General features: G+C 76.3%; 1 protein-coding gene. It reads right to left on the bottom strand.

The window, feature by feature from the left end; all coding sequences use genetic code 11:
* Positions 1-43: 43 nt before the first annotated feature.
* A complete protein-coding gene (locus tag AB0912_RS32585) occupies positions 44-20,065 on the bottom strand; it encodes a non-ribosomal peptide synthase/polyketide synthase (RefSeq protein ID WP_366706319.1) in 20,022 nt (6,673 codons plus the stop codon).
* Positions 20,066-20,134 lie beyond the last annotated feature (69 nt).

Below are 20,134 nucleotides of genomic sequence, written 5' to 3'. Positions count from 1 at the left end.
CGTGCGGCGCCGCCTCCGGCCGGCTCCGGCCGGCGATCGTGGGTCAACGGCTCTCTCCCCGGGCGTGGCGGGCGATGCCGCGCAGGGCTTCGGCGAAGTCCTCGGCCACGCGGCGCACGGTCTCGGTGTCGTGCAGCGCCGGCCGGTGGTGCCAGGTGAAAGCGAGCCGGCCGTGCTGGACGGCGCCGACGACCTCCAGCGGGTGGGAGCCGGCGTCCCGGGGGTCGTGGTCCTGGCCGAAGGAGCCGTGCTGGGCGCGGATCAGTCCCTCGCCCGAGGTCTCGGGGCGGGTGTCCCACTGGCCGAGGTAGTTGAAGACCACCTGCCCGTGGGCGCCGCCGCCGAGCTGTTCGCGCACCTCGGGCGTGCCGAACGTGCGCAGGGCGCCGAAGCCGATGCCGTTGCCAGGGACGGCCCGCATCTGACGGCGTACCGATTTGACCAGGGCCCGCCAGTCGCGGTCCGGGCCGGGCCGGTCCCGGTCGGCGACCTGGAGGGCCACCGGGTGGACGCTGGTGAACCAGCCGACGGTACGGGACAGGTCGACGCCGTCGAGCAGGTCCTCGCGGCCGTGTCCCTCCAGGTCGAGGCGGACCCGGTCCCGGCCGGTCCAGCGGGCCAGCGCGAGGGCGAGGGCGGCGAGCAGCACGTCGTTGATGCGGGTGCGGTAGGCCGTGGGGGCGGCGCGCAGCAGGGCGTTCGTGTCCCGCTCGTCGAGTTCGACGCCGACCACCGCGGCCGGTGCGGTGTCGCCGCTCCCGGGGGTCTTCGCCGGGGCGGGTGCGGCCCGTACCGCCTCCTGCCAGTAGGGCAGTTCGTGGTCAAGGCCGCCCTCGGCGACGTGCCCGGCGAGTTTGCGGGCCCAGTCGCGGAAGCTGGTGCCGCGCTCACCCAGGTCGACGGGTTCGCCGCGCAGGGCCTGTTGGTAGGCGATCTCCAGATCGTCGTTGAGGATGCGCCAGGAGACGGCGTCCACGACCAGGTGGTGGGCGACGAGCAGCAGGAACGCGGGGCGTCCGGGGCCGCCGGTGAACAGGGCCGCCCGCAGGTGCGGGCCCCGGGCCAGGTCGAAGCCGGCGTGCAGTTCGTCGGCGGTCTTCTCCATCGCCGCGTCCGCGTCCTCGGCGGACAGGCCCGACAGGTCGTGCCGCAGCAGGATGCCGTGGTCCGCCGTCTCGTCGTCGGCGGGCGGGGGGTTGAACTGGTGCCAGCCGTCACCGTCGTGGGTGAAGCGCATGCGCAGCGCGTCGTGGTGGCCGATCAGGGCGCCCAGGGCGGTGTTCAGGGCGTCGGGGTCGGGGCTGCCGTCGAGTTCGAGCAGCGCGGACTGGTTGAAGTGGTGGTGGGCGGCGCGCGGGGTGGTGAGGAACCACTCCTGGATGGGGGTGAGCGGCACGTCACCGGTCACGGGCCCGTCGGCCCGCCGCTGGGGGGCGGCGCGCACCACGGCGGCGAGCGCGCCGAGGGTCTGGTGGGTGAACAGGTCGCGGGTGGCCAGGTGGAGGCCGTCGCGGCGCAGCCGGGAGACGACCTGCATGCTCAGGATGGAGTCGCCGCCGAGCGCGAAGAAGTTGTCGTCGACGCCGATGTCCGCGACGCCGAGGACGTCGGACCAGATCCGGGCGACCCGGCGTTCGGTGTCCGTGCGCGGCGGGGTGTGCGGGCGGCCGGTGGTCCGGGCGGGCGCCGGGGCGGGCAGGGCGCGCCGGTCGAGCTTGCCGTTGGGGGTGAGCGGCAGTCGCCGCAGCGGCACGAACAGCGAGGGCACCATGTGCGGCGGCAGCAGCCCGCCGAGGTGTTCGCGCAGTTCCTCGACGGGCAGGTGCCCGGCCGCTCCCGCCGCGGATTCCCCGCCGGGAGGGCGCCCGCCCGCCCCCGCCCCGGGCGCCCCCGCTACGGGTCCCTGGGCGGAAAGCGACTCGGACTCCGCCGCCGCCGCGGGCCCCTCGGCGGAACGCCGCTCGGACTCCCCCACCGCCGCAGGCCCCTCGGCGGAACGCCGCTCGGCCCGCGCCTCCCCGTGTTCCTCGGCGGAACGCCGCTCGGCCCCCGCCTCCCCGTGTTCCTCGGCCGGGACCACGTAGGCGACGAGCCGTGCCGGCCCGGTGCCGGGTGTGGCGGCGGTCCCGTCGGCGGGCTGGGCCGCGTCGGCGCGTACGACGACCACCGCGTCCCGCACCAGGGGGCTGCGCCGCAGCGCGCTCTCGATCTCGCCCGGTTCGATCCGGAAGCCGCGCAGCTTGACCTGGTCGTCCACGCGCCCCGCGTAGACCAGTTCGCCGTCCGTGCTCCAGCGCACCAGGTCGCCGGTGCGGTACATCCGCTCCCCCGGTGCCCCGAACGGGTCCGGCCGGAAGCGCTGGGCGGTGAGGCCGGGGCGTCCGTGGTAGCCGCGGGCCAGGCCGGGGCCGGCGACGTACAGCTCGCCGGTGACGCCGGACGGGACCGGGCGCAGGGCGGTGTCGAGGACGTACACGCGGGTGGCGCCGGAGGGGCGGCCGATGGGCGGTGCGCCCGGGGCCGGGGTGAGCGGGCCGGTCCAACTGGCGACGACGGTGGCCTCGGTCGGCCCGTAGGAGTTGATCATCCGGCGGCCGGGTGCCCAGGCCGCGACCAGCTCGGCGGGGCAGGCCTCGGCGCCGACGATCAGGGTGCGCAGGTGGGGAAGGCGCGCGGCCGTCTCCGCCGGGACGGTGGCGAGGGCGGCGGGCGGGATGAGGGTGTGGCTGATGCGCCGCTCGGCCAGCACGTCGGCCAGCCGTTCCCCGACCAGCGGGCCCTCCTCGCCGGTGAACAGTGTGGCGCCGGCGAGCAGGGAGACGCACAGCTCCAGCACGGAGGCGTCGAAGCTGGGCGAGGCGAACTGGAGCACCCGGTCGCCCGGGGCCACGGTGTACCGCTCGGCCGCCGCGGCGGCGAAGGAGGCGAGGCCGCGGTGGGTCACCGTCACGCCCTTGGGGGTGCCGGTGGAGCCCGAGGTGTAGATGACGTAGGCGGGGTGGGCGGGGGTGAGCGGGGTGGTGCGGTCGGCGTCGGTGGGGGCGGTGTCCGGGCCGTCGGCGGTCCAGACCTCGGCCGGGTCGGTGACGGTGCGGTGGGCGCCCGAGTCGCGGATCATGAACTCCCGGCGGCGCGGCGGGTAGCCGGGGTCCACGGGCAGGTAGGCGCCGCCGGCCTTGGCGACGGCGAGCTGGGCCACCACCATGGCCGCCGAGCGGGGCAGGGCGAGGGCGACCGTCCGTTCCGGTCCGACGCCGTCGCGGACGAGGCGGTGCGCGAACCGGTTGGCGGCGCGGTCGAGTTCGGCGTACGTCAGCTCGCGGTCGCCGTCGGCCAGGGCGACCGCGTCGGGCGTCCGGGCGGCCTGCCGTTCGAACAGCTCGGGCAGGGTCGCCTCGGGTACGGCGCCTCGGCTGCCGCGGCCCTGTTCCAGCAGCGCGCGGACCTCGTCCTCGGAGGTCAGCGGCAGGGCGCCGAGCGGGCGGGACGGGTCGGCGGCGAGGGCGGTGAGCAGGGTGCCGAGCCGGGCGGCGAGACGGTCGGCGGTGGCCGGGTCGAACAGGTCGGTGTTGTAGGTGAGCAGGGCGTCCAGCGTTCCGTCCGGTGCCTCGGCGAATTCGAGGGTGAGGTCGAAGGCCGCCTGCCGTGTGTCGGTCTCGACGTCGGTGATGCGCAGGCCGGGCAGGTCGAGTTCGGCGGCCGGGGTGTTCTGGAGTACGACCATCACCTGGAAGAGGGGGGTGCGGCTGGTGTCCCGTTCCGGTTGCACCTCGTCCACGACGCGCTCGAAGGGCACGTCCTGGTGGGCGAAGGCGTCCAGCACCGTCCGCCGGACGGCGGTGAGGAAGTCGGTGAAGGGGCGGCCGTCCTCGATCCTGGACCGCAGCACCAGGGTGTTGACGAAGAACCCGACGAGCCGCTGGGTCTCGGCCCGCTCGCGTCCGGAGGTGACGGTGCCGACGGCGATGTCCCGCTGCCCGGACAGGCGGGCGAGGTAGGCCTGTACGGCGGCCACCAGGGTGGTGAACAGGGTGGTGCCGTGTTCCCGGGCGAGCCGGGTCAGCCGTTCTGTGGTGCCGGCGGGCACGGTGAGCCGGGTGGTGGCGCCGTCGCCGGTGCGCACGGCGGGGCGGGGCCGGTCGGTGGGCAGCTCCAGGGGCGCCGTGTCGGCCAGCTGCCGCTTCCAGTAGGCGAGTTGCTCGTCCGCCTCGGCGTCTCCCGTGGTGCGCTGCCAGTGCGCGTAGTCGGCGTACTGGACGGGGAGGGCGGGCAGGGTGCCGCTCTCGGCGCCCAGTCCGGCGCGGTAGAGGTGGGCCAGGTCGCCGAGCAGGACCGAGGTGGACCAGCCGTCGGTGACGATGTGGTGCAGGCCGAGCGCGAGCACGTGGTCGTCGTCGGCGAGCCGGACCAGGTGGGTGCGCAGCAGCGGCCCCTCCCGCAGGTCGAAGGGGCGTTCGCGCTCCGCGGCGAGCAGGGCGCGCAGGGCCGGGTCGCGGTCCCGCTCCGGCAGCACGGTCAGGTCGTGCGGCGGCAGCGGCACCCGGTGCGGCGGGTGGACGAGCTGCACGCCGTGGCCGTCGGCGCTGTCGAAGTTGGTGCGCAGCGACTCGTGCCGGGCGACCAGGCCGGTGAGGGCGTCGGCGAGTACAGCGGTGTCCAGGGGGCCGCGCAGCCGCAGCGCGAGGGCGGTGACGTACTCGCTGCCGCCGGGCGCGAACTCCTCCAGGAACCACAGGCGTTGCTGGGCGTACGACATCGGGACGGCGCCGTCGCGGGCGACCGGGACGATGGCCGGGCGGGCGGCCTGCCGCTGTTCGGTGAGGAGCGCGGCGAGTCCGGCCGGGGTGGGGCGGCTGAAGACGTCCCGGGGGGTGAAGTCGCTGCCGAGGGTTTCGGAGAGGCGGGCGGCGAGCCGGATGCTGAGGATGGAGTCGCCGCCGAGCGCGAAGAAGTCGTCCCGCACACCGGGCGGTTCGGTGCCGAGGACCTGTCCGAAGACCTCGGCGGTGAGGCGCTCGGCCTCGGTGCGGGGCTCGGTCCGCTCGGCGCGCGGGGTGGCGGCGGGGGCGGGGAGGGCGGTGCGGTCGACCTTGCCGTTGGCGCTCAGCGGCAGGGCGTCGAGCGGGACGACGTCGGTGGGCACCAGGTAGTCGGGCAGGGTGCGGCCCGCGAACTCCCGTAGTGCCGCCGGGTCCTGTCCGGCCGGGCCGACGACGTAGGCGACCAGGCGCCGGGCGCCCGGCCGGTCCTCGCGGGCGAGCACCGTCACGTCCGTCACACCGGGGTGGGCGGCGAGCACGGCCTCGGCCTCGCCGGGCTCGACCCGGAAGCCGCGGATCTTGACCTGGTCGTCTGCGCGCCCCAGGAACTCCACGGTGCCGTCCGGGCGTCGGCGTGCCAGGTCACCCGTGCGGTACACGCGCGCGCCGGGCGGGCCGGCCGGGTCGGCGAGGAAGCGGGCGGCGGTGTCGCCGGGACGGCCGAGGTAGCCGCGCGCGACGCCCTCGCCCGCGAGGTACAGCTCGCCGGTGCCACCCGGCGGGACGGGCCGCAGCCGGGCGTCCAGCACATGGACGTACATGTCGTCCAGGGGGCGGCCGATGGGCACGGTGTCGGGGACGGCGTCGGGGTCGGTGAGCGCGTGGGAGGTCGCGAAGGTGGTGGCCTCGGTGGGGCCGTAACCGTCGACGACGACCAGCCCGGGGCAGGCGGCGAGGACGCGGCGGACGGCCGCGGCGGGGACCACGTCGCCGCCGGTCCACACCTGCCGCAGTCCGGCGAAGCAGTCCGGCGCGTCCTGGGCGAGCAGCCGGAACAGCCCGGCCGTCAGCCACAGCGCGGTCAGCCCCGCCGACCACTCCTCCGCCAGACCCTCGCCGCCGGCGAACCGGCGCACCAGGCCCGCGTCCACCGGGCCCTCGGGCGCGACGACCACGCATCCGCCGTTGAGGAGCGGCGCCCACACCTCGAAGGTGGCCGCGTCGAACGCCACCGGGGAGTGCAGCAGCACCCGGTCGCAGACGCCGTCGGCGAAGCGGCTGTCGGTGGCCAGGGCCGCCACGTCGCGGTGCCGTACCGCCACCGGCTTGGGGCGGCCGGTGGAGCCGGAGGTGAACATGACGTAGGCCAGCCGGTCGGGGTCGGCGGGGGGCAGTGGCCCGGCCTCGTCGCCGGCGCGGGCGGCGGCGACGTCGGCGGGGGTGAGCCGGGCGGTGACGCCCGCCGCGTCGAGCAGGGCCCGGCGGCGTTGCTCGGGGGCCCGGGTGTCGACGGGCACATAGGCGCCGCCCGCCGCGAGGACCGCGAGTTGGGCCACGACGAGGCCGGCCGAGCGGTCCATCAGAAGGGCGACCCGGCCTTCGGGGGCGAGGCCGCCGGCCGTCAGCGTGTCCGCCAACCTGGCCGCCCACTCGCTCAGTTGACGGTACGTCAGCTCAGTGTCGCCGTCGCGTACGGCGATGGCGTCCGGGGTACGTCGGGCCTGCTCGGCGAACAGGTCGACCGGGCTGCGCGGCTCCGCCGTACGGGCCGGCAGGCTCCAGTCGGCCAACAGCCGCCGGTCGGCGGGGGTGAGCGCGTCCAGGCCGGCGAGGTCGCCGTCCAGTCCGTCGGCGAGCGCGGTGAGCAGCCCGGCGAGGCGGTCCACGGCCCGCTCGACGGTGGCGGGGTCGAACAGGGCGGGGTCGTAGGCCAGGTCGAAGCCGAGCCGTTCGGCGAGGTGGGCGCGCAGGCACCAGGCGAAGGTGGGGGCGTCGTCGGCCCGCACGTCGACGACCCGGACGCCGGTACGGGCGGTGGCCGACTCGTCCACGGGGTAGTTCTCGAACACCACCATGCTGTCGAACAGCGCCTCGCCGGACGGCACTTGGGAGCCTGCCTGGATACGGGGCAGGGCGAGGAAGTCGAAGCGGCGGGCCTCGGTCTGGGCCTCCTGGAGAGCGCGCAGCCAGGGCAGCACGCCTCCGCCGGACAGCCGGACCCGGGTGGGCACGGTGTTGATGAACATGCCGATCATGCCCTCCACGCCGGGCAGTTCGGCAGGGCGGCCGGAGACGGTGGTGCCGAACACCACGTCGTCGCGTCCGGCGGTCCGGCCCAGCAGCAGCGCCCAGGCGCCCTGCACCAGGGTGTTGACGGTCAGCCCGGCCCGGGCCGCGCTCTCGCGCAGCTTCCCGGAGACCCGCGCGTCCAGCTCGTGGCGGACCTGGGCGGTGGCGCGGGCCCGGCGGGCCTGGTCCGGGGTGCGGTCGTACGGAAGCGGGGTGCGGGCGGTGAATCCGGCGAGGGCGTCGGCCCAGTGCCGTTCGGCGGCCGACTCGTCCTGCTCGTCCAGCCAGCGCAGGAAGTCCGCGAGCAGCCGGCGCACCGGGGGTGCCGGGTCGGGGCCGCCGGTGAGCGCGGCGTAGCGCTCGCACACCTCGGTGAGGAGGTGGCCGGTGCTCCAGCCGTCCAGGGCGATGTGATGGGTGGACCACAGCAGCAGCACCTCGTCGCCGGGCAGCGCGGCCAGGGTGAGGCGGGTGAGCGGCGCGGTGGTCAGGTCCATCCCGGCCGTCCGGTCCTCGGCGAGCAGCCGGTCGGTGTGTTCGGCGCGTTCCCGGGCGGTGAGACCGTGCCAGTCGAGGTGGCGGACGGGCAGGACGGCGTGCCGGTGGACGACCTGCACCGGGCCGGGCAGGTCCCGCCAGTGGACGCTGGTGCGCAGGGCCGGGGTGCGGTCGGCGACCTGCTGCCAGGCCCGGGCGAAGGCGTGCGGGTCGGCGACCCCGGCCAGTCGTACCGCGATCCGGTCGAAGTAGGCGCCCTCGGTGTCCACCAGGCCGTGGAAGAGCATGCCGGCCTGGAGCGGGGTGAGCGGCAGGACGTCCTCGACGTGCCGGCCGTCGCCGACCAGCCGGTCCAGGCGGTCCTGCGGCAGCCTGGCGAGGGGGAAGTCGGACGGGGTGCGGCCGCCCGCGCCGGGGCGGGCGCAGTGCTCCACGATGTCCCGCAGGGCGGTGGTCATCCCTTCGGCCAGGGTGCGGACGGTGTCCTCGTCGTGGACGGCCGCCGGGTAGGTCCAGCCCAGTTCCAGCCGCCCGTGCTGGACGACTCCGGTGACGTCCAGGACGTAGGGGCGGGGGGCGTCCGGGTCGGTGTCGTGGCCGGTCGGGGCGAGGACGGCGCGGTGCAGGCCGTCGTCGGCGCCGCCGCCCGCGTCCCACTGGCCGTGGTAGTTGAAGCCGACCTGGGGTGCGGGGGCGCCGGCGAGGGGGCTGTCCGGCAGGAGGTGGCGCAGGGCGCCGTGGCCGAGGCCGTGCCGCGGGACGGCGCGGAGCTGTTCCTTGACCGAGCGGAGCGTGTCGTGCCAGCCGGCGCCGGGGGCGACGCGCAGGGCGAGCGGGAACTCGGCGGTGAACCAGCCGACCGTACGGGACAGGTCGACGTCGGCGAAGAGGTCCTCGCGTCCGTGACCCTCCACGCCGACCAGGACCGTGTCCCGCCCGCACCACTTCGCGAGGGTGTGCCCGAGGGCGCTGAGCAGGACGTCGTTGACCTGGGTGCGGTAGACCTCGGGCACCCGGCGCAGCAGGGCCTCGGTGGTCTGCGCGTCCAGGGTGACGGTGACCGTGGCCGAGGTGCCGTACGTGTTGGGTCCCGGGCGCCCGGCGGGCAGGCCGGCCGGGGCCTCGGCGGTGCGCCGCCAGTGGTCCAGGTCGGCGGTGAAGCCGCCGTCGCCGGTGTGCTCGGCGAGGCGGGCCGCCCAGTGGGCGTACGAGGTGCCGGCGGGCGGCAGGTCCACCGTCCGGCCGGCCGCGGCGGACCGGTAGGCGGCGGCGAGGTCGGCCGGGAGGATGCGCCAGGAGACGCCGTCGACGGCGAGATGGTGGACGGTGACGACGAGCTGTCCCGCCCGGCCGGGGCCGCGGTCGAGGAAGAGGAAGCGGACGACGCGGCCCGTGACGGGGTCGAGCCCGGCCTGCGCGCGGTCGGTCAGCCGGTGCGCCTCCCTCTCCACGGCCGTGTCGTCGAGCCCGGCGAGGTCGTGGCGGCTGAACACGGCGTCCGGTGCGGCCGGCAGGACGTCCTGCCGCCAGCCGGCTCCGGTGTGCGTGAACCGGGTGCGCAGGGCGGCGTGGTGGGCGACGACGGCCCGGGCGGCCCGGCTCAAAGCTTCGCCGTCCGTGCCCGGGAGCAGTTCGAAGCGCTGGGTCATCGTGAAGCGCAGCGGATCGCCGGGGCGGCGGCCGTCCAGGTACCAGTGCTGGATCGGGGTGAGCGGCGCGGGGCCCGCGGGCGTCTCGTCGGTGCCGGCCGGGGCCGGGGCCGTCTCGCCGGCGCGCAGGGCGAGTTCGGCGACGCTCTGGTGCCGGAAGACGTCCTTGGTGGTGAGCGCGAGTCCGGCCTGCCGGGCGCGGGAGACGATCTGGATGCTGAGGATGGAGTCGCCGCCGAGCGCGAAGAAGTTGTCGCGGGCGCCGACCCGTTCGACGCCGAGCACCTCGGCCCAGATGGCGGCGAGCCGTTCCTCGGTGCCGGGCCGGGGTGCGACGTAGGGGTTGCCGTCGTCGGGCCGGGCGGGCGGGGCGGGCAGGGCACGGCGGTCGGTCTTGCCGCCGGCGGTGCGCGGGACGCGGTCGAGCGGGACGAAGGCGGCGGGCACCATGTGGTCGGGCAGGGTACGGCGCAGCCGGACCCGCAGGTCGTCGGCGGACGGCTGCCTCCCGTCGGCGGCCACCACGTAGGCGACCAGCATCGGGCGCCCGGCGTGTTCGCGGACGGTGACGGCGGTGTCGGTGACGTCCGGCAGGGCGAGCAGGGCGGCCTCGATCTCGCCGGGCTCGATACGGAAGCCGCGGATCTTGAGCTGGTCGTCCGCGCGGCCGAGGAACTCCAGCAGTCCGGCCGTGTCCCAGCGGGCCCGGTCGCCGGTGCGGTACATCCGCTCCCCCGGCGGGCCGAACGGGTCGGGCAGGAAGCGGGTTGCGGTGAGGCCGGGCCGGTTCAGGTAGCCGCGGGCCACTTGGGCGCCGGCGAGGTACAGCTCGCCGGGTGTGCCGGCCGGTACCGGGCGCAGGGCGCCGTCGAGGACGTAGGCGCGCAGTCCGCCGCCGGGGCGGCCGATGACCGGCCGGCCGGGGTGGTCCGCGACGGGGGCGTAGACGGAGTCGACGGTGCACTCGGTGGGGCCGTACATGTTGAGGACGGTGACGCCGAGCGCGTCGTGGGCGGCGGCCAGGTCCCGCCAGGTGGCGGTGGAGACGGCCTCGCCGCCGACGAGCAGCAGCCTCGGGTGGTGCCGGCCGGGGGCGAGGAGTCCGGCGGCCAGGAGTTCGCGCAGGAAGGTGGGGGTGACGTTCACCAGGTCGAGGCGGTCGGCGGCGACCCGGGCGCAGAACGCGTCGGGGTCGAGGCGGGTGTCGTCGTCGACGAGGTGGACCTGCTGGCCGAGGGCGAGCAGCAGCGGGCCCTCCCAGGAGGTGTCGAAGGCGAAGGACGCGCTGAGCGCGGCCCGCAGCCGGCTGTCCTCGGTGGTGTGCGGGGTGACGAGGCTCGCGCGGTGGTCGTGGCAGAGGTTGACGAGCTGCCGGTGTTCGACGGCGACGCCCTTGGGCCGGCCGGTGGAGCCGGAGGTGTAGACGATGTACGCGGTGTTCTCGGGCCGCAGCGGGCGGGTCCGGTCGGCGTCGGTGGGGTCGTGGGCGGGCAGGTCGCGGCCGGCCGCGGCGCGCAGGGTGTCCTCGGTGAGCAGGGTGTGCGGGCGGGCGTCGTCCAGGAGGAGGCGGATGCGTTCCTCGGGCAGGCGCGGATCGAGGAAGAGGAACGCGGCGCCCGCCTTGGCGACCGCGAGCAGGGCCACCAGCAGGGCCGAGGTGCGGGGCAGGCGGACGGCGACGACGGTCTCGGGGCCGGCGCCCTCGGCGACGAGGTGGTGGGCGAGCCGGTTGGCGCGCGCGTTGAGGGCGGCGAAGTCGAGGGTGGTGTCGGGGGCGACCAGCGCCGTGAGGTGCGGGGTGCGGGCGGCCTGGGCCTCGAAGAGGGCGGGGAAGGTGGTGTCCGGCGCGGGCAGCGTCCGGCCCCGGCCGAGCCGGAGCAGGCGCTGTTCCTCGGCGCCGGTCATCAGGGGCAGGGCGCCCACGGCGCGGTCCGGGTCGTCGGCGGCGGCCTCCAGCAGCACGCGGAGCCGGTCGGCCAGCAGCTGTGCGGTGGAGTGGTCGAACAGGCCGGTGTTGTACTCCAGGTGGCCGGTGAGGGCGCCGTCGCGCTCCACGAAGTCGAAGGCCAGGTCGTAGGTGGCGTTCCGGACCGGCGGGGTCACCGGACGCACGTCCAGGCCGGGCAGCGGGGGCACCTCGGCACCGAGGTTGTGCAGGGCGACCATCACCTGGAAGAGCGGGGTGCGGCTGGTGTCGCGCTCCGGCTGGACGGCGTCCACCACCCGCTCGAAGGGCACGTCCTGGTGGGCGACCGCGTCCAGGACGGTGGCGTGGACCTCGGCCAGCAGTTCGCGGAAGGACAGCTCCGGGCGGATCCGGGCGCGCAGGACCAGGGTGTTGACGAACATGCCGACCACGTCGTGCAGTTCGGGCTGTTCGCGGCCTGCGGTGACGGTGCCGACGGTGACGTCCTGCCGGCCGGCCCAGCGGGCGAGCAGCACCTGACAGGCTGCCAGCAGGGTGGTGAAGAGGGTGGTGTCGGCCTCCCGGCCCCGGGCGCGCAGCCGGTCGGTGAGCGCGGCGGGCAGGGTGAAGGTGAGCAGGGCGCCGTCCCGGGTGCGGACGGCGGGTCGCGGCCGGTCGGTGGGCAGTTCCAGCGGTGTCACGCCGTCCAGTGCGCGGCGCCAGTACGCGAGGTCGGCCTCGGCCCGCTCGGTGCGGGTGCGCTGCCAGGCGGCGTAGTCGGTGTACCGGAGCGGCAGGGCGGGCAGTTCGGGGGTCCGGCGGTCCAGGGCGGCGGCGTACAGCTCGCCGAGGTCGCGGCCGAGGACGCCCATGGACCAGCCGTCGGTGACGATGTGGTGCAGGGCCAGTACGAGGACGTGTTCCTCGGGGTCCGGGCCGGTGAGGCGGGCGAGGCGGGCGCGCAGCAGCGGGCCGGTGCCGAGGTCGAACGGCCGGGCGGCCTCGCTCTCCACGAGGGCGTCGACTGCCGCGGGGCCGTCGCAGTCCTCGACGCGCAGGTCCAGCGGGGCGGGCGGGTGGACGATCTGCCGTGCCCGGCCGTCGTGTTCGGCGAAGGTGGTGCGCAGGGACTCGTGCCGGGCGACCAGGCCGTCCAGGGCGGTGCGCAGGGCGGCCGGGTCGAGCGGGCCGGTCAGGCGCAGTACGGACAGGGTGGTGTACTCGGTGCTGCCGGGCTCGAAGCGGTCGAGGAACCACAGCCGCTGCTGGGCGTGTGACAGCGGGGCGGGGGCGTCCGGGGCGGCGACCGGGACGGTGTCGGCGGGGGTGCTCGGCGCGCCTGAGGGGTCGCCGAGCGCGGCCGCGAGTTCGGACAGCGTGGGGTGGGTGAACAGCAGCCGGGGCGAGACGTCGGTGCCGAAGGCGGCGCGCAGCCGGGAGACCACGCGGACGGCGAGGATGGAGTCGCCGCCGAGGGCGAAGAAGTCGTCGTCGGCGCCGACCTCGCCGGCGTCCAGGACGTCCGCCCAGGCGGCGGCGACGAGCCGTTCGGCGGGGGTGTGCGGTGCCTCGCGGTCACCGCCGGCCGCGAGGTCCGCGGGGCGGGGCGCGGGCAGGGCACGCCGGTCGAGCTTGCCGTTGACGGTGAGCGGCAGGGCGTCCATCGGCACGTAGGCGGCGGGCACCATGTGAGAGGGGAGCGTCCGCTGGAGGTGGGCGCGCAGTTCCGCGGCGGACGGCGGGACGCCGCCGGTGCGGACCACGTGGGCGACCAGGCGGCGGGTGCCGCCGGTGTCCTCGTACACGCCGACGGCGGCGGCGCCGACGCCCGCGTGAGCGTGCAGGGCGGCCTCGATCTCGCCGGGCTCGATGCGGTAGCCGCGGATCTTCACCTGCTGGTCGGCGCGGCCCAGGTACTCCAGGGTGCCGTCGGCGCGCCGGCGGGCGCGGTCCCCGGTGCGGTACATGCGGGTGCCGGGACGGCCGAAGGGGTCGGCGAGGAACCGGGACGCGGTCAGGCCGGGCCGGCCGAGGTAGCCGCGGGCCAGCCCCTCCCCCGCGACGTACAGCTCGCCGACGGCGCCGGGCGGTGCGGGGTTGAGCGTGTCGTCGAGGACATGGGCGCGCAGGTCGGGGATGGCGGTGCCGATGGGGCTCGCACCCCCGGCGCCGGCCCTCGCGCGGTCGAGGGGCGCGTAGGTGACGTGCACGGTGGTCTCGGTGATGCCGTACATGTTCACCAGCCGGGGCGCGGTGTCCGGGTGGCGCAGGTACCAGTCGGCGAGCCGGGACACGTCGAGCGCCTCGCCGCCGAAGACGACCGTGCGCAGCGCCAGCCGGCCGCCCACCTCGGTGTGTTCGGCGTCGGCGCGGATCAGCGGGTAGAAGGCGGACGGGGTCTGGTTGAGGACGGTGACCTGTTCGTCGGCGAGCAGCCGCAGGAAGTCCTCCGGGGAGCGGGCCGTGTCGTCGGGGACGACGACGAGCCGGCCGCCGTGCAGCAGCGGCCCCCACAGCTCCCAGACGGAGAAGTCGAAGGCGTAGGAGTGGAACAGCGTCCAGACGTCGGTGTGGTCGAAGCGGAACCAGTCGCGGGTGCGGGTGAAGAGGCGGACGACGTTGGCGTGCGGGATGACGACGCCCTTGGGGCGGCCGGTGGAGCCGGAGGTGTAGATGGCGTAGGCGGGGCTCTCGGGCAGCGGGCGGTGTCCGGGACCGGCCGGGCCGTGGGCGGGGCGCCGGTCCAGGTCGGCCCGTACCTCCGGGTCGTCCAGGCGCAGTACGGGTACGGCGCTGGTGCCGGGCGCCTGCGTGGTGGTCACGAGGGCCACCGGGGCGGCGTCGTCGAGGAGCGCGGCGACGCGTTCGGCGGGCAGCGCGGGGTCGATGGGCAGGTAGGCGGCGCCGGTCTTGAGGACGGCGAGGACGGCGACGACCAGGTCGGTGGAGCGGGGCAGGGCGAGGGCGACGTACCGCTCGGGGCGCGCGCCGAGTCCGGCGAGACGGTGGGCGAGCCGGCCGGCGCGGGCGTCCAGTTCGGCGTAGTCGAGCCGGTCGTCGCCGCAGGTGACGGCCTCGGCGCCGGGGGTGCGGGCGGCCTGGGCCTCGAAGAGGTCCACCAGGGTCTCGGCGGGCCGGCCTTCCTCGGTGCCGTTCCACTCGGTGAGGACGCGCCGCCGTTCCTCCGCGGTGGTCCAGGCGAGTGCGGCGAGGGGGCGCCCGGGGTCCTCGGCCAGTTCGGTGAGCAGCAGGCACAGCCGGCGGGCCAGGTCCGCGGCGGTGGCCGCGTCGAACAGCTCGGGGTCGTAGGCGAGGTCGAAGCCGAACCGCTCGCCCTGGTAGGCGCGCAGCACGAGCGGGTAGTTGGTGGCGTCGCGGGAGGAGACCTCCGTGAGCCGCACCCCGGAGCCGGCCGAACTCGCCGCGTCGAAGGGGTAGTTCTCGAAGGCGACCATGCTGTCGAAGAGGGGGCTGCCGGAGGGCACGTCGCTCAGGCCGGTCAGTTCGGCGAGGGACACGGCGGCGAAGCGGCGCGCTTCGGCCTGCGCCTCCTGGAGGTCGCGCAGCCAGGCGACCGCGGTACGGCGGCTCTCCACGCGGACCCGGGTGGGCAGGGTGTTGATGAACATGCCGACCATGTCCTCGGCGCCGGGCAGGTCGTCGGGGCGGCCGGAGACGGTGGTGCCGAACAGCACGTCGGGCTCGGCGGCGTAGCGGGACAGCAGCAGGGCCCAGGCTCCCTGGACGACGGTGCCGAGGGTGAGTCCGGCCGCGCGGGCGGTGCGGGTGAGGCGGGCGGAGGTCTCGTCGGACAGGGCGGCGGTATGCACGGCCGCCGAGCGGGTCTCGTGGCCCGCCGGGCGGGGCCGGTCGGCGGGCAGTGGGGTCGGGGTGGCGAAGCCCTCCAGCACGCCCCGCCAGTGGGCGCGGACGGCTTCGGTGTCCTGGCCGGCGAGCCAGCGCACGTAGTCCCCGAAGGGCCGGCGTGCGGGCGGCGCCGGTCGGTCCCCGGTGGTGAGGGCCGCGTACTCGGCGAACACCTCCGTGAGGACCTGGGCCAGGCTCCAGCCGTCCAGGATCAGGTGGTGGGAGGTCCACAGCAGGTGCAGTCGGGCGTCGGGCAGCCGGACGAGGGTGAGCCGCGTCAGGGGCGCGGTGCCGAGGTCCAGGCCGCGCGCGAGGTCCTCGGCGCGCAGCCGCTCCAGGCGGGCGGCCCGCTCCCCCGCGTCGAGGCCGCGCCAGTCCAGCGTCTCGACGGGCAGCGGCACGTCCCGGTGCACGATCTGGAGCGGTACCGGGACCCCCTGCCAGACCACCGAGGTGCGCAGGGCCGGGGTGCGGTCGGTGACCCGCTGCCAGGCGGCGGCGAACGCGCCGGCGTCGGCCACCCCGTCAAGGAGCAGCGCGGCCTGGTCGAGGTAGACGTCGTCGGCGCCGCCGACCAGCCGGTGGAAGAGCATGCCCTCCTGGAGCGGGGTGAGCGGCAGCACGTCCTCCACCGACCGGCCGTCGCCGACGAGCCGGTCCACCGCGGCCTGGTCGAGCCGGGCGAGCGGGAAGTCGGAGGGGGTACGGCCGCCCGCGCCGGGCCGGGCGCAGTGCTCGGTCACCTCGGTGAGCGCGCGCAGCATGCCGTCGGCCAGGGCGCGGACGGTGGACTCGCGGTGCACCTGGTCGCTGTAGTGCCAGGTGATCTCCAGTTCGCCGTCGCTCACCACGGCCGACACGTCGAGCAGGTGGTCCAGCGGTTCGGCGGGGTCGATGTCGCCGGCGGGCACGTCGGCGGTGGGCGCGAAGTCGCCGCCCGCGCCGGACGTCCACTGCCCGTGGTAGTTGAACGAGACCTGCGGCAGCGGGAGTTCACCGAGCGCTCGGGCGCCCGGCGCGGGTGAGCCGAGCCGTGCCAGTGCCTCGCGGCCCAGGCCGCGCCGGGGTACGGCCCGCAGCCGCTCCTTGACGGACTTCAGGGTGGCGGCCCAGTCGGGGGCGCCGGCCGGGCCCGCCGGGGTGAGGGTGACCGGGTACTGGCTGGTGAACCAGCCGACGGTACGCGCCAGGTCGGCGCCCTCGACCAGGTGCTCCTCGCGGCCGTGGCCCTCCAGGGCGACGGTGACGTTCGGGGCGTCCGCCCAGTCGGCCAGCACCCGGCCGAGCGCGCTCAGCAGCACGTCGTTGACCTGGGTGCGGTAGACGCCCGGGACGCGGCGCAGCAGGGCCTCTGTGGTGGCCGCGTCCAGCCGAACGCCGACCGTGCGTACGGAGCCGGCGAGCGGGGTGCCGGGCAGGTCGACGGGGAGCGGGGTGCGCGGGCGGGCCGCCTCGGCGGTCCAGTACGGCAGGTCGTCGTCGAGGTCGCCGGCGCGCACCCGCTCGGCGAGTCCGCGCGCCCACGCGGTGAACGGGGTCCGTTCGGGCTCCAGTTGAAGGTTCTCGCCGTGGGCGGTCTGCCGGTAGGCCTGTGCCAGGTCGGCGAGCAGCACGCGCCAGGAGACGCTGTCGACGGCGAGGTGATGGGCCGTCAGGAACAGTCGCGGGCGGGTGCCTTCGGCGGCCGGGAGCAGGGCGGCGCGCAGCAGGGTGCCGGTGGCGGGGTCGAGTGCGGCGCGGGCGGCCTCGGCGGCCTCGGTCACGTCGGCGCCCTCGTGGCGGGTGAGGAAGCCGCCGGCGGGGCCGGTGCCGGGGTACTGCCGCCAGGTGTCCCCCTCCCGGACGAACCGGGTCCGCAGGGACGGGTGGTGCGCGACGACCGCGTCCAGCGCGCGGGCCAGGGCCGGTTCGTCCAGGTCGTGCGGCAGGCCGAGGAGCATCGACATGGCGAAGCGGCGCAGCGGTCCGTGGGTGGCAAGGAACCACTCCTGTACGGGGGTCAGCGGGGCGGGGCCCGTCTCCTCGGGGCGGCGGGGCGCGGGCAGGGGTGCGGCGCGCCGGGACGCGGCGGCGGCGAGGTCGGCGACCGTCTGGTGCCGGAAGACGTCCTGGGAGGACAGGTGCAGACCGGCGGCGCGGGCCCGGGAGACGGCCTGGATGCTGAGGATCGAGTCGCCGCCCAGCTCGAAGAAGTTGTCCGTGACGCCCACCGCGCGCACCCCGAGCACCTCGGCCCAGATCCCGGCCAGGGTCTCCTCGTCCGGGGTGCGCGGGGCGGTGAACTCCCCTGCTCTGTCGGGGGCTTCGAGGTCGGGAGCGGGCAGGGCGCGGCGGTCCAGCTTGCCGCTGACGGTGAGCGGCAGCGCGTCCAGCGGCGTGAACGAGGACGGCACCATGTGGTCGGGCAGCACCCGGCGCAGCGCGGCCCGCAGGGCGGCCGGTTCGGGCCGGGGCGCGCCGGGGGCGGGGACGGCGTAGGCGGCCAGCCGCAGGTGGCCGTGGGCGTCGGGCACCGCGAGGACCGCGGCGGCGGCGATCTCCGGCAGGTCCTGGAGGGCGGCCTCGATCTCGCCGGGCTCGATGCGGTGGCCGCGCACCTTCACCTGGTCGTCGGCGCGGCCGAGGTAGTCGAGGCGGCCGTCGGCTGTCCAGCGGGCCAGGTCGCCGGTGCGGTACATGCGGGTGCCGGGCGGCCCGTAGGGGTCGGGCAGGAAGCGGGCGGCGGTCAGGCCGGGGCGTTGGGTGTAGCCCCGGGCCACCTGCTCGCCCGCGAGGTACAGCTCGCCGCCGACGCCGGGCGGCACCGGCTGGAGGCGGTCGTCCAGGACGTAGGCGCGGGTGTGCGGCAGCGGGCGGCCCACCAGCGGCCGGCCGGTGCCCTCGATCCGGCAGGACAGCGCGTCGACCGTGCACTCGGTGGGGCCGTAGAAGTTGTACGCGGCCACCTCGGGGTGCGCGCCCAGCTCGCGCCAGAGCGCGGGACCGATCGCCTCGCCGCCGAGCATGAGGACCCGGGGGCGGTGGCGGGGGTCGGTCAGCAGTCCGGCGGGCAGCAGTTGGCGCAGGTACGAGGGGGTGAGGTCGAGGAAGTCGACGCGGTGGGCGACGACGTACTCGACCAGGGCGGCCGGGTCCATCCGGGTGGCCTCGTCCACCAGGTGGAGCGGGTGGCCGTCGGCGAGCAGCAGCACGCCTTCGAGGGAGGTGTCGAAGGAGAAGGACGCCGTGAGCGCCACCCGCAGCGGGCCGCCGCCCGCCTCGGCGACGAACCCGGCGCGGTGGGCGGCGAGCAGATGTGTGAGGGCCCGGTGCGGTACGGCGACGCCCTTGGGGCGGCCGGTGGAGCCGGAGGTGTGGATGACGTAGGCGGTGTGCAGCGGGTCCAGGGGGGCGTGCCGGTCGGCGTCCGTGGGGTCGGTGTCCGGCAGGCCCTCGGGTACGGCGGCGAGGGCGGCCTCGTCGAGGACCAGGGTGGGGCGGGCGTCGTCGAGGAGGAGGCGGACGCGCTCCTCGGGCAGGGCGGGGTCCAGCGGCAGGTAGCCGGCGCCGGACTTCCAGACGGCGAGGATGGCCGTGATCATGTCGGCGGTGCGCGGCAGCCGCAGCGCGACGAGGTGTTCGGGGCCGGCGCCGAGGGCGATGAGGTGGTGGGCGAGCCGGTTGGCGCGGGCGTTGAGCGTGCCGTAGTCGAGCCGCTCGCCGCCGGCCACCAGGGCGAGGGCGCCCGGGGTGCGGGCCGCGCGGTCCTGGAACAGGTACGGGTGCGGGGCGTCGGTGACGGGGCGGGCGGTGGTGGTGTTCCAGTCGCGGGTGACCTGCCGTATCTCCTGGCCGGACAGCAGCGGCAGGGTGCCGAGCGGCCGGTCCGGGGTGGCGGCGGCGGCCTCCAGCAGGCGCAGCAGCTGGCCGGCCATCCGCCGGGCGGTGTCCGGGTCGAACAGGTCGGTGCGGTACTCCAGCAGTCCGGTCAGCGCCTCCCCGTCCGGGACGAACTCGATGCTGAGGTCGAAGGTGGCGGCCTGCCGGGGCACGGCGACCGGGGTGAGCGTCAGGTCCCGGGGAGCGGCCGAGGCGGCGGGCGGGTCGGGGTGCAGCAGGACCATCACGTCGAACAGCGGGTTGCGGCCGGCCTCGCGGGCGGCGCCGACCGTCTCCACGACCCGCTCGAAGGGCGTGTCGCCGTGCGCGAAGGCATCGTTGACCGTGTCGGCGGTGCGGGTCAGCAGGTCCCGGAAGGAGTCGCCGGACGCCACCGGGGTGCGCAGCGCGACGGTGTTCACGAAGAAGCCGACGGCCCGCTCCAGGTCGGTGCGCGAGCGGCCCGGCGTCAGGGAGCCGATTGTGCTCTCGTCCTGTCCGGACCAGCGGGCCAGCAGTGCCTGGGCGGCGGCGACCAGCGCGGTGTGGAGCGTGGTGTGCTGCTGCCCGGCGAGGTCGCGGAGGGTGCGGGTGAGGGCGGCGGGGACGGCGAAGGTGTGGCCGGCGCCGGCGCCGGCCTCCTCGCCGCGCCGGGGCCGGTCCAGCGGGAGACCGGGGACGACGGCGCCCGCCAACCGCTCTTTCCAGTGGGCGAGTTGGCGCTCCAGCCGGGGCCCGGCAAGCTGCTCGCGCTGCCAGACGGCGAAGTCCGGGTACTGGGTCGCGACCGGGGGGAGGGCCGGTTCGGCGCCCCGTGCCAGCGCCTCGTAGGCGGCGCACAGTTCGTCCAGGACGATACCCATCGACCAGCCGTCGGTGATGATGTGATGGGCCGTCAGTAGCAGGACGTGTCCGGTCGGCGACTCGCGCAGCAACAGGGCCCGCAGCAGGGGGCCGGCGCTCAGGTCGAAGGGGGCGGAGTACGCGGCGAGCAGGGCCGCGTCCAGGCCGCCGTCGGGTACGTCCTGGACCGGCAGCGGTACCGGGGCGGCCGGGTGGACGGTCTGCGCGGGCCGGCCGTCGGTCTCCTCGAAGGTGGTGCGCAGCGCCTCGTGCCGGGCGGTGACGGCGGCGAGGGCGCGTTCCAGGGCGGTGTGGTCCAGGGGGCCGGTGAGGCGGACCGCGACCGCGCTGTTGTAGCGGGCGTCGCCGGGGTGCAGCCGGTCCAGGAACCACAGCCGCTGCTGGGCGAAGGACAGGGGCAGCGGCCGGTCGCGGCCGGCGCGCGGGATGCCGGCGGGCGAGCC

Origin of the sequence: Streptomyces sp. NPDC007084 (assembly GCF_040703595.1) — a bacterium.
GTDB lineage: Bacteria > Actinomycetota > Actinomycetes > Streptomycetales > Streptomycetaceae > Streptomyces.
Note: the sequence above shows the minus strand (reverse complement) of the source record. Positions and strands in the feature narration are given on the sequence as shown.